Genomic DNA, 11,626 nt, shown 5'->3' on the forward strand with positions numbered 1-11,626 from the left:
CTGACCCCCGCAGCTACCACCGGTAATGGGCAAAGGCTCGGTTGGCTTCAGCCATCTTGTGGGTATCTTCCTTCTTCTTCACCGCACCGCCCGTATTATTGGCCGCATCAAGGAGTTCGGCAGCCAATTTTTCCTGCATGCTCTTCCCGCTGCGCGCCCGAGCGTAATTCACAATCCAGCGAATGCCCAGGGTCTGGCGCCTTTCGGGCCGGACTTCCACCGGCACCTGATAGTTAGCGCCGCCCACCCTGCGCGCCCTTGTCTCCAACACCGGCATTACGTTCATCAAGGCCTGCTCAAAGACTTCCAACGGATCTTTGCCGGTTTTTTCCCTGATTATATCAAAGGCTCCATAGCAAATCTTTTGAGCCAGCGATTTTTTGCCATCCAGCATAACTTGGTTGATGAGCTTGGTTACCTTGGTACTCCCGTACACGGGATCCGGCTCTACTTCCCGCCGGGGTACCCTTCCCCTTCGCGGCACCTTCTATCCCTCCTCCTAATCAGATATCCCTTTTCCCACTGTGGTTCAGCTCTTGGGACGCTTGGCCCCGTACTTGGAACGGCCCTGGCGCCGGTTCTGGACCCCGGCGGCGTCCAGAGTGCCGCGAATGATATGGTATCGTACGCCCGGCAGGTCCTTTACCCTGCCTCCCCTGACCAGCACGACCGAGTGCTCCTGGAGGTTATGGCCAATGCCGGGGATGTAGGCGGTAACCTCAATGCCGTTAGTTAGGCGTACGCGGGCCACCTTGCGCAGGGCGGAGTTGGGCTTTTTGGGCGTAGTAGTATAAACCCGCGTGCACACCCCGCGCCGCTGGGGAGCTCCTTTAAGGGCCGGTGCCGATGACTTCTTCTCCACCTGCCGGCGGGCCTCACGTACCAGCTGCTGTACTGTCGGCATGTTCTTCCCACCTCCTTCCCCAGCCGTCTATTCCTCAAGGATGGCAGCCGAGGCCGAACCCACTTCAATGCCGCAGGCCCGGCCCAGCTCCTGCATGGAATCTACCATAACGACTTCAACGCCTTTTTCTCGGCAGAGGGCCAGCAAAGGCTCGGTTACATGAGCCTCGGCATCCCGCGCCACAAAAACCACCCGAGCATTCCCTTTTTGCACGGCTTTCATGGTCTGCTTGGTACCCACCGTCTTCTTGCGGGCTGCCCGTATGCGCTCGCAGGACATCTCTCGACCCTCCTAAAAGTCACACGCTTGATATATTATCATTTTCCAGCCGCAGAGTCAACACCGGCCATGCCTTCCTCCTGCTCCGGACAGACCACCTTGATCTGCCGGTACCGGGCCATACCGGTGCCCGCCGGGATAAGCTTGCCGATAATCACGTTTTCCTTTAAGCCCATGAGGGGATCCACCTTCCCCTTAACCGCCGCTTCGGTCAGCACCCTGGTAGTCTCCTGGAAGGAAGCCGCGGAGAGGAAGGAGTCGGTAGTCAGGGAAGCCTTGGTGATGCCCAAGAGCACCGGCCGCGCCGTAGCCGGCTTCCCGCCCGCGGCCCTCACTTTTTCGTTGGCCTCCATAAACTCGAAAGCATCGATCAGGCCGCCGGGCAAGAGGGCGGTATCCCCCGGATCCTCGACCTTAACCTTGCGCAACATCTGGCGGATCATGATCTCGATATGCTTATCGTTAATCTCCACCCCCTGCATGCGGTAGACCCGCTGTACCTCCCGCAACAGGTATAGCTGTACGCCGCGCACACCCTTCACCCTCAGGAGGTCGTGGGGGTTAACCGAACCTTCCGTGAGCTCGTCCCCGGGCTCTACCCGCTGCCCTTCTTCCACCCGCAGGCGGGACCCGAAGGGCACCTGGTAGGTATAGCGCTCGCCGTTGTCGGCGGTAAGCTCTATCTCCCGCCGGCCTTTGATTTCGTGGATGTGTACCACACCGGCTGCTTCGGCGATGACGGCCTGCCCCTTGGGCTTGCGGGCTTCAAAGAGCTCCTCCACCCGGGGTAAGCCCTGGGTGATGTCCTCACCAGCCACCCCTCCGGTATGGAAGGTTCTCATGGTCAGCTGGGTGCCGGGCTCACCTATGGACTGGGCGGCAATTATGCCCACGGCTTCACCTATCTCGACCGGCTGGCCGGTGGCCAGGTTGCGGCCGTAGCACTTGCAGCAGACACCGTAACGGGTCTGGCAGGTGAGGACGGAGCGGACGGGTACCTTCTTGATCCCGGCCGCCAGAATGGCCTCTACGGCCTCCTCGTCGATCTCCTCATCTCTTTTGACGAGAATCTCACCCGTTGCAGGGTGGACGATGTCCCGGGCGGCATACCGGCCCAGTATCCGCTCTCCCAGCTTTTCGATGACCTCGCTGCCCTCCCGCAGCTCCTCAATCTCGATGCCTTCCTCCGTACCGCAGTCCTCTTCTCGCACAATAACGTCCTGGGCCACATCCACCAGGCGGCGGGTAAGATAGCCGGAGTCTGCCGTGCGCAGGGCGGTATCGGCCAACCCCTTACGCGCTCCGTGGGTGGAAATGAAGTATTCCAGCACCGTCAATCCTTCGCGGAAGTTGGCCTTGATGGGCATATCGATGATACGGCCGGAGGGATCGGCCATGAGGCCCCGCATACCGGCCAGCTGCCGGATCTGCTGGATGTTGCCGCGGGCGCCGGAGTTGGCCATCATGAACACCGGGTTAAACTTATCCATCTTCTCTACTAGACAGCTGGTAACCCGATCGGTGGCCTCGTTCCACAGCCGGATGACCTTCTGGTAACGTTCCTCCTCGCTGATGAGGCCGCGGCGGTACTGCATATCGACCTTCTCTACTTCTTCTTCCGTCTCCCGAATAATGCTCTGTTTCTCCTCCGGCACCGCGATGTCTTCCAGGCCGATGGTTATGCCGGCCAGGGTAGAGTAATGGAAGCCCAGCCGCTTCATCCCGTCGAGCATCTGCGCCGTGGCCGCGGTGCCCAGTTCCCGGTAGCAGCGGGCCACAATCTCGCCGAGCTGCTTCTTACCTACTTCACAGTTGTAAAAGCCGAGCTCTTGGGGAATGGGAACCTCCTTGTTGAAGATCAGGCGGCCTATGGTGGTCTCCATCAGTTTGCCGTCTTCCATCCGGACCTTAATTAGGGCGTGGAGGTCGATAACCTTGTTTAAATAGGCCAGGTAAGCCTCTTCGTAGCTGGCAAAGGCCCGACCCTCCCCCTTGGCGCCGGGCCGGGCTACCGTCAACCAATAAACTCCCAGGACGATATCCTGGGTTGGAGTCACCACCGGCCGGCCGTCCTTGGGATTCAAAATATTATTGCTGGCCAGCATTAGTAGACGGGCTTCTGCCTGGGCCTCGGCCGACAGGGGCACGTGAACGGCCATCTGGTCGCCGTCGAAGTCCGCATTGTAAGCCGTGCAGACCAGGGGGTGTATCTGGATGGCCCGCCCCTCTACCAGCACCGGCTCAAAGGCCTGAATGCCCAAACGGTGCAAGGTGGGAGCCCTGTTCAGCAGTACGGGATGTTCCTTAATAACCTCCTCCAGGACGTCCCAGACCTCATTGCGTACCCGCTCCACCATGCGCTTGGCGCTCTTAATGTTGTGGGCAAATCCCTTGTCCACCAGCCTCTTCATGACGAAGGGCTTGAAGAGCTCCAGGGCCATCTCTTTGGGCAGACCGCACTGGTGCATTTTAAGCTCCGGCCCCACCACAATGACCGAACGGCCGGAATAATCCACCCGCTTGCCCAGCAGGTTCTGCCGGAAGCGACCCTGCTTACCTTTGAGCATGTCGCTTAAAGACTTTAATGGGCGGTTGCCCGGCCCCGTCACCGGCCGGCCCCGGCGGCCGTTGTCGATGAGGGCATCGACCGCTTCCTGGAGCATGCGTTTTTCATTGCGCACTATGATGTCCGGGGCTCCCAGGTCCAGCAGCCTCTTCAACCGGTTATTCCGGTTGATGACCCGGCGGTAGAGATCGTTTAAGTCCGAGGTGGCAAAGCGGCCGCCGTCCAGCTGGACCATGGGCCTGAGTTCCGGCGGGATAACCGGGATGACATCCAGAATCATCCACTCCGGCCGGTTGCCGGACTGGCGGAAGGCTTCCACCACCTCCAGCCTCCTGATGGCCCTTATCCGTCGCTGGCCGGTGCTCTCCTTGAGCTCCTGTCTGAGTTCTTCGGCCAGCTTGTCGAGGTCGATCTCCATAAGGAGCTCTTTAATGGCCTCGGCGCCCATGCCGGCCTTAAATCTCTTGCCCTCGCGTTCGCAGCGTTCGCGCCACTCCCGGTATTCGGCTTCGGAGAGAAGCTGTTTCTTGGTCAACCCCGTGTCCCCGGGGTCGATTACAATATATGATACGAAGTAAAGCACCCGCTCCAGGGACCTGGGGGACATATCCAGGAGGAGCCCCATGCGGCTGGGAATACCCTTGAAATACCATATGTGGGATACAGGGGCCGCCAGTTCGATATGGCCCAGGCGCTCCCGCCGGACCTTGGACCGGGTAACCTCTACGCCGCAGCGGTCACACACTACTCCCTTGTAGCGCACCCTCTTGTACTTACCGCAGTGGCACTCCCAGTCCCGGGTAGGACCGAAGATGCGCTCGCAGAAGAGGCCGTCGCGCTCCGGCTTCAAGGTCCGGTAATTAATGGTTTCCGGCTTTTTTACTTCCCCGCTGGACCAGGCCCGGATCTGCTCCGGGGAGGCCAGGGCAATGCGCATACGCTCGAAATTGCTTACATCCAGCACACGGACTCCCTCCCACAGGGTTATTCTTCCTCAAAGTCTCCGTTGGGCACTACTTTAGCCCGCTGGAAGCGCTGGCCGTAAGGCAACCCTTCATCCTCTTCCTCAGCCTCCTCCAGACCCCCTTCGCCTGCCAGGTCGGCTTCCAATTCCACCAGGTCCAGATCTTCTTCCGCCTCCTCCTCGGCCTCTTCCTCCTCTGTTTCAGCCGTTTCATCTTCCGGCCGGCTACCTGCCCTGCGGCTCAATTTTTCTTCGGGGTGGAGGTCAAAGCCCAATTCCTTGGCCGACTCGGCGATATCCTCGTCGTCGTCCTTAATCTCTATCTCCTCGTCCTCCTCCGAGAGGACCTTTACGTCCAAACCCAGGCTCTGCAATTCCTTGATCAACACTTTAAAGGATTCGGGTACGCCGGGTTCGGGTACGTTTTCGCCTTTAACGATGGCCTCATAAGTCTTCACCCGGCCCACCACGTCATCGGACTTGACGGTCAGAATCTCCTGGAGGGTGTAGGCCGCCCCGTAGGCCTCCAGGGCCCAGACCTCCATTTCTCCGAAGCGCTGGCCGCCGAACTGGGCCTTGCCGCCCAGGGGCTGCTGGGTGACCAGGGAATAGGGGCCCGTTGAACGGGCGTGGATCTTATCGTCCACCAAGTGGGCCAGCTTGAGCATGTACATATAGCCCACGGTTATAGGCCGGTCGAAGGGCTCGCCGGTACGCCCGTCATAGAGGATGGTTTTACCGTCTTCCGGCAGGCCGGCCCGGCGCAGGGCTTCCCTTATCTCTTCTTCATCCGCGCCGTCGAAGACCGGGCAGGCCACATGGATGCCCAGTTCCTTAGCCGCCCACCCTAAGTGGGTTTCCAGGATCTGGCCGAGGTTCATGCGTGAAGGTACGCCCAGGGGGTTCAGTACGATGTCTACGGGAGTACCGTCGGGCAAGAAGGGCATATCCTCCTCCGGCAGGATGCGGGAAATGACCCCCTTGTTGCCGTGGCGGCCGGCCATCTTGTCGCCCACGGAAATCTTGCGCTTCTGGGCTACGTAGACGCGCACCAGTTTATTCACTCCCGGCGCCAGCTCGTCGCCGCTTTCCCGGGAAAAGACTTTAACATCCACCACCTTGCCCGACTCACCGTGGGGTACCCGCAGGGAAGTATCCCGTACCTCGCGGGCCTTTTCTCCGAAGATGGCCCTCAGCAGCCTTTCCTCGGCCGTGAGCTCCGTTTCCCCTTTGGGAGTCACCTTGCCCACCAGGATATCTCCGGGCCTTACCTCGGCCCCCACCCGGATGATGCCCCTCTCATCCAGATCCTTTAAAACGTCCTCGCCCACATTGGGAATATCCCGGGTGATCTCTTCCGGGCCCAATTTGGTGTCCCGGGCCTCGCACTCGTATTCCTCAATATGAATGGAAGTAAATATATCGTCCTTCACCAACCGCTCACTGATGAGAATGGCGTCTTCGTAATTGTAGCCCTCCCATGTCATAAAGGCGACCAGCACATTCCGGCCCAGGGCCAGTTCACCGTTTTCGGTGGAAGGTCCATCGGCGATGACCTGACCTGCCTCCACGCGCTGACCTTTACGGACGATAGGTTTTTGATTAATGCAGGTACCCTGGTTGGACCGGACGAATTTCTGCAGCCGGTAGGTATCCAGGGTGCCCCCGTCAGTACGAATTACTATTTCCCGGGCGGTCACCCGTTCCACAACCCCGGCGTTTTCGGCCAGCAGGGCCACGCCCGAATCCCTGGCAGCCCGCCATTCCATACCCGTGCCCACCAAGGGGGCTTCCGTCCTCACCAGGGGTACCGCCTGGCGCTGCATGTTGGCGCCCATCAAAGCCCGGTTGGCGTCATCGTGCTCCAGGAAAGGAATGAGGGAGGCCGCCAGACTAACCATCTGTTTGGGAGACACGTCCATAAGGTCCACCCGGTCGGCGGGTACTACCACGATCTCGCCGCGGTGCCGCGCGGTAACGCGGGGCTCCAGAAAACGTCCCTGTTCGTCCACGGGCGTATTGGCCTGGGCGATGATGTACTGGTCCTCCTCGTCGGCGCTGAGGTAGATCACCTCGTCGGTGACTATACCCCTCTCTTTATCCACCTTGCGGTAGGGCGTCTCGATAAAGCCGAATTCGTTGACCCGGGCATAGGTGCTTAAAGAACCGATGAGCCCGATATTGGGTCCTTCCGGCGTCTCAATGGGGCACATGCGGCCGTAGTGGGAGGTATGCACGTCCCGTACTTCAAAGCCGGCCCGTTCCCTGCTCAGGCCGCCCGGGCCAAGGGCCGAAAGGCGGCGCTTGTGGGTCAACTCCGATAGGGGGTTGGTCTGGTCCATAAACTGGGACAGTTGGCTGGAACCGAAGAACTCCTTAACGGCCGCCACCACCGGGCGAATGTTGATGAGAACTTGGGGTGTTATGGCTTCTATATCCTGGATGGTCATCCTCTCCCGCACCACCCTCTCCATGCGGGCGAGACCGATGCGGAATTGGTTCTGCAGGAGCTCTCCCACCGAGCGCACCCGGCGGTTCCCCAGGTGATCGATATCATCGGGCTGCTCCTGGCCGTCCATGAGGCGCAGCAAGTAGCGGATGATGTGGACTATATCCTCCTTGGTCAACGTACGGATATATTCCTGGCGGCCGTTAACCTCATGGGTAAGAACGCCGTGACCCAGTTTCTTATGCAACTTGTAGCGACCGACCTGGCCTAAATCGTAGCGCTTGGAATCGAAGAAGAGGGACTCCAGGAGGTTCCGGGCGCTCTCCACCGTCGGAGGCTCGCCGGGCCGGAGGCGCTTATAAATTTCCACCAGGGCCTCTTCTTCGGAATCCGTGGGGTCCTTCTCCAGGGTGGTCTGGATGCGCACATCGTAATCGAAGAGTTCCAGGATACGGGCTTTGGTGTTATATCCCAGGGCCTTCAGCAAAACGGTAGCCGGAATTTTGCGGGTACGGTCCACGCGTACGTACACGCTGCCCGTGTTGTCCGTCTCGAATTCGAGCCAGGCTCCCCGGTTGGGAATCAAAGTAGCCCCGAAAATCCTGGCGCCGGAGGGATCGGCGCTTTCCGAATAATAGACCCCGGGGGAGCGTACCAGCTGGCTCACGATAACCCTCTCGGCCCCGTTGATGATAAAGGTGCCCTTGGAAGTCATAAGGGGCAGATCCCCCATAAAGACCTCCTGCTCCTTGACCTCGCCCGTCTCTTTATTGATGAGGCGCACTTTGACCCTTAAAGGCGCGGCATAGGTCATATCGCGCTCCTTGCATTCTTCCACGCTGTATTTGGGGTCGCCTATGGAATAGTCCACGAACTCTAAAATCAAGTTGCCCGTAAAATCCTGGATGGGTGATATCTCCTGGAAGGTTTCCCGGATTCCTTCTTCGATGAACCACTGGTAGGATTGGCGCTGAACCTCGATGAGATTGGGAAGATCCAGGACCTCCTTGATGCTAGCGTAGCTCCAGCGTTCCCTATTGCCGACCTTAATGGGATAAGGCATGGCCAGGTCCCCCCCGAGAGAAATTACAAAAGCAAGGTTTGGGAAACCTCGCTTTTCCTTCTAAAGCAAAACGTTGCTTAACTAATTATTGCCCTTGGTGGAAAAGTTTAATCGTGGAGTCGCAAAATAATGGCATTCTAGTATGCTATCATAAGGTAGGCCCCATGTCAAGGGAAGGAAGGATTTTTTGTGATCCGTCTGTGATATTGTCAGGGTGAAATCCATCAGTGAAAATGTCAGTATGAGCAGGGAGAGGATTACTTTGTCACAGACGGAAATGAACCGGGTAATTATTTTACAAAAAGTTTTAGATGGAGAAGTTTCATTACCGTATGCAGCCCTCATCTTGGGAATTAGCGAACGCCATGCCTATCGCCTTAAGGCAAAACTTCAAACCTCGGGTCCCGCAGGCCTGGCCCATGGAAATCGTGGCCGTAGACCCGCTCATGCTATCCCTGATAATATCCGCCAGGTGGTGGTGCAGCTCGCTCAAACTAAATACAGGGGGTGTAATTATACTTTCTTGAGCGAATTGCTCCGCGAGCATGAAGGTATTTGTTTAAGCCCGGCTTCTGTGGGCCGTATCCTTAAAGCCGCCGGTATCCTTAGTCCTAGAAAACACCGACCCCATAAACCCCATTGTCGCCGCCCTCGTAAACCGCAATTCGGCATGCTGGTTCAAATTGACGGTAGCCACCATGATTGGTTGGAGGGCCGTGGCCCTTCGCTGGTTTTATTATTGGCAGAAAAAGTGCGGGCCCTACCCCTTCTCTTCCTCGTAGGACCGCTGCAGACCATCCATGGCGTAAACCATGGAAACCTCGCAGGCCAATTATACCACATCCCTGACATTTTCACAGATGTGTTTTACCTGACATTTTCATGGATGCTTGACAGACCTCTCTTAGTGTGGGGCAATTCTCTACTCTGCCAGCTTTCTGTTACCAGCCGGGTATACTTATAATTTATAGCAGAAAATATCCTATCCTACATCCCTCCGGCTGAACACCCATCCGGCCAGCAGCCCCAAAGCCAGGTAGCAGATCAGGGATGCCAGGAGCAACCCCGGCAGGAAGTACCCGGAGTCAACAGTTATATGATCCACCACCCACCCGATGACCGGGCGAAATAAGGATGGAAACGCCAGGGGTAAAAGGCCCAGAAGGGGTAACAACATTACATAAGAAGCGCGTTTATAATCCCAGGCAAAGAAGACCAGGAAAAACAATCCTTCCAGAACCAGCACCAGGGCCAGGGGGAAAGCCAGGGATATGAATAGTAGGCTGATTCCGCCCGGTAGCGCAAACCAGCCCAGACAGTATGCCAGGCTGCCCGCAGCGATTACCAGGAGGCTGCCGCCTATGGTTAGCAACAGGCCGCCGGCGAATTTGCTGGCCACAATGGCGCCGGGGCTTACAGGCAGGGAGCGCAGCAGGCCCAGGCCCCCGTCTAGTTCCTCCTGATAACACATGCGGCTAACATAAAAGTAGGGTAAGAAAATACCCCAAAAGGCTATGAAGGCATTCCCATTTTCCATCCGGCTAAAAAATAAGATTATGGCCGCAGCGATCAAGGTATAAGTCAAGATACTCGAGCGCAAAACCCTCAGGTCCTTGGCTATAAGGGTCCACATGTTTTCTCCCCCCTGGAATTTATTTTCAAGGGAAAATAGCTTTTTCCTTACTTTCTCCGGTGAAAATTAAACCCTCGCTCCTGTGATTGCTCTGTTTAACTTTAGCTACGGTCGGATCTGCCTTACGGCCGCCAGGAGCAGGTCTTCTAGCTTTAAAGGACTCGTCTCCAGGTACCGGGTCGCCTCCGGGAGCTGCTGCAGCAGGTCGCGGTAACTGCCCGTTACTCCCAGGCAACGCCCGCCTTCCTGCTGCCAGGTTTTCAGCCAGGGCTTCAGTTCCTCCAGGCGCGAAACAGGGAAGGCCAGTACCTTCCAGTCGGCCAGGAGGTCGTCCTTCTCCTGGCACAGGAGCAATCTGCCCTCGTTTAAAACCGCCACATAATCGGCCACCTTCTCCACGTCTTCCATGATGTGGGTGGAGAAAAAAATGGCCCGTTCTTCATCCTGGATGAAGGCCAGCATCTCCTGGAGGACTTCGTGCCGGGCGATGGGGTCCAGGCCGGCCATGGGCTCATCCAGGATGAGCAGGCGGGGCCGGTGGGCCAACGCCAGGGCCAGGGAGAGCTTGGCCCGGGTCCCCTTGGAAAGTTCTTTAATCTTCTTGTCGCGGGGCACATTAAACTTTTCCAGGAGCCGGCGGCACAGCCCATCGTCCCAATGTCGGTAAAGGCGGGCGTAAAAGCCGGCCGTCCAGGACACCGTCATGTCTTGGTAATAGGGGTGGGTTTCGGCAACGTAGCCTACCAGCTGGCGAATTTCCTGTTCGTCCCGGCGGGAATCTAGGCCATATACCCGGATTTCCCCGTCGTCAGGGTGGAAAAGATTCAACAGGCATTTAATGGTAGTGCTTTTGCCGGCGCCGTTGGGACCGATGAAGCCCATGATATAACCGGCAGGCAGTTCCAGGGATAAGGGCCCCAGGGTAAAACCGGGGAAAGACTTTGTTAAGTTCCGTACTTCCAGGGCGGCAATCATTGCGTGTCACTACCTCCTTGCAGGATTTGGTGGCAAAGGGCGCTGATTTCCTCATCCGTAAGCCCCAGCCTGCGGGCCTCCGCCAGGGCCCGGCTAAGCAATCCGGCCGCTATTTTCTTGGCCGCCGCGCGGGCGGTTTCCCGGTCCACCCGGGCTACAAAGGTCCCCACCCCCTGGCGGGTGGTAAGCAAACCCTCCCGCTCCAGCTCCAGGTAGGCCCGCCGGGTGGTAATGACGCTGGTGGTAAGCTGCTGGGCCAATTCGCGGATGGAGGGCAGGGGGTCCCCCGGGGAAAGCTCGCCGGTGAGAATCAGGCGGCGAATTTCGTTAATGATCTGCTGGTACATGGGCTCCGGGTTTTCCCCTGATACTTTGAGGAGCAAGGATATCCCTCCCCTCTTACGCTTTCGGGTGACCCGTCCCCCCTGGTGGCAAAAATGCCCTTCAAAGGAAATGCTGTATATACTGTCTATATACAGTATAGATGTAATTGAGGCCCCTGTCAACCGCTGGTCACCACTATGACAAGCTTTTCGGCCACAAGAAACAGGATGGATTTGGCAACCTGACCCACCTCAACACCCACTGCCCTGGCTGCCAACCCGGCCGTACTGGTGCTTAGTAAATTGCACTGCAAGCTAGAAACAACCGCAAGACAGCTTGCCAGACTGCTTGTTACGAGCTACAATGGTACTAGGTAAACTATATAAACTATTCTAGTATTATTAGTTTCCGTGAGCTAGTTTTAAGGAGCCATATACTTCCTGGCTCTGAGTAGTTTTTCAGGGGGAGG

General features: G+C 57.6%; 10 protein-coding genes. 1 reads left to right on the forward strand and 9 read right to left on the reverse strand.

Going from position 1 to position 11,626, the window contains the following annotated elements:
- Positions 1-13: 13 nt before the first annotated feature.
- From rpsG to rpoB, 5 genes are read right to left on the reverse strand one after another with little or no spacing between them, the layout of a single operon-like run.
- Positions 14-484, reverse strand: a complete 471-nt coding sequence (gene rpsG, locus TAMC210_RS06925; RefSeq protein ID WP_173298036.1) for a 30S ribosomal protein S7 — start codon at positions 482-484, stop codon at positions 14-16.
- 45 nt (positions 485-529) lie between these two features.
- Complete coding sequence (gene rpsL / locus TAMC210_RS06930; RefSeq protein ID WP_173298037.1) at positions 530-904, reverse strand: 30S ribosomal protein S12; 375 nt, start codon at positions 902-904, stop codon at positions 530-532.
- Positions 905-931: 27 nt separating this feature from the next.
- The gene (locus tag TAMC210_RS06935; protein WP_173298038.1) at positions 932-1,183 is read right to left on the reverse strand and encodes a ribosomal L7Ae/L30e/S12e/Gadd45 family protein; all 252 of its coding nucleotides are present in this window, start codon (positions 1,181-1,183) and stop codon (positions 932-934) included.
- Positions 1,184-1,221: 38 nt separating this feature from the next.
- Complete coding sequence (gene rpoC / locus TAMC210_RS06940; protein ID WP_173298039.1) at positions 1,222-4,713, reverse strand: DNA-directed RNA polymerase subunit beta'; 3,492 nt, start codon at positions 4,711-4,713, stop codon at positions 1,222-1,224.
- A gap of 20 nt (positions 4,714-4,733) precedes the next feature.
- The gene (gene rpoB, locus TAMC210_RS06945; RefSeq protein ID WP_173298040.1) at positions 4,734-8,225 is read right to left on the reverse strand and encodes a DNA-directed RNA polymerase subunit beta; all 3,492 of its coding nucleotides are present in this window, start codon (positions 8,223-8,225) and stop codon (positions 4,734-4,736) included.
- Positions 8,226-8,487: 262 nt separating this feature from the next.
- On the opposite strand from rpoB, the gene TAMC210_RS06950 reads away from it, so the two are divergent.
- Positions 8,488-9,189, forward strand: coding sequence for a helix-turn-helix domain-containing protein (locus TAMC210_RS06950; RefSeq protein ID WP_217267298.1), 702 nt, complete (start codon positions 8,488-8,490; stop codon positions 9,187-9,189).
- A gap of 18 nt (positions 9,190-9,207) precedes the next feature.
- On the opposite strand, the gene TAMC210_RS06955 is transcribed toward TAMC210_RS06950, so the two are convergent.
- The 4 genes from TAMC210_RS06955 to TAMC210_RS13645 form a co-directional block, all read right to left on the reverse strand.
- Entirely contained in the window at positions 9,208-9,858 is a 651-nt protein-coding gene (locus TAMC210_RS06955) for an ABC-2 transporter permease (protein WP_173298041.1), read from the reverse strand.
- 105 nt (positions 9,859-9,963) lie between these two features.
- The gene (locus TAMC210_RS06960; RefSeq protein ID WP_173298042.1) at positions 9,964-10,833 is read right to left on the reverse strand and encodes an ABC transporter ATP-binding protein; all 870 of its coding nucleotides are present in this window, start codon (positions 10,831-10,833) and stop codon (positions 9,964-9,966) included.
- On the reverse strand, positions 10,830-11,216 hold the full coding sequence (locus tag TAMC210_RS06965) for a GntR family transcriptional regulator (RefSeq protein WP_173298043.1): 387 nt from the start codon (positions 11,214-11,216) through the stop codon (positions 10,830-10,832). Before TAMC210_RS06965 ends, TAMC210_RS06960 begins: the two co-directional genes overlap by 4 nt.
- A 119-nt stretch (positions 11,217-11,335) precedes the next feature.
- Complete coding sequence (locus tag TAMC210_RS13645; protein WP_256366479.1) at positions 11,336-11,470, reverse strand: hypothetical protein; 135 nt, start codon at positions 11,468-11,470, stop codon at positions 11,336-11,338.
- Positions 11,471-11,626 lie beyond the last annotated feature (156 nt).

Origin of the sequence: Thermanaeromonas sp. C210 (assembly GCF_013167955.1) — a bacterium.
Lineage (GTDB): Bacteria > Bacillota > DSM-521 > Neomoorellales > Neomoorellaceae > UBA12545.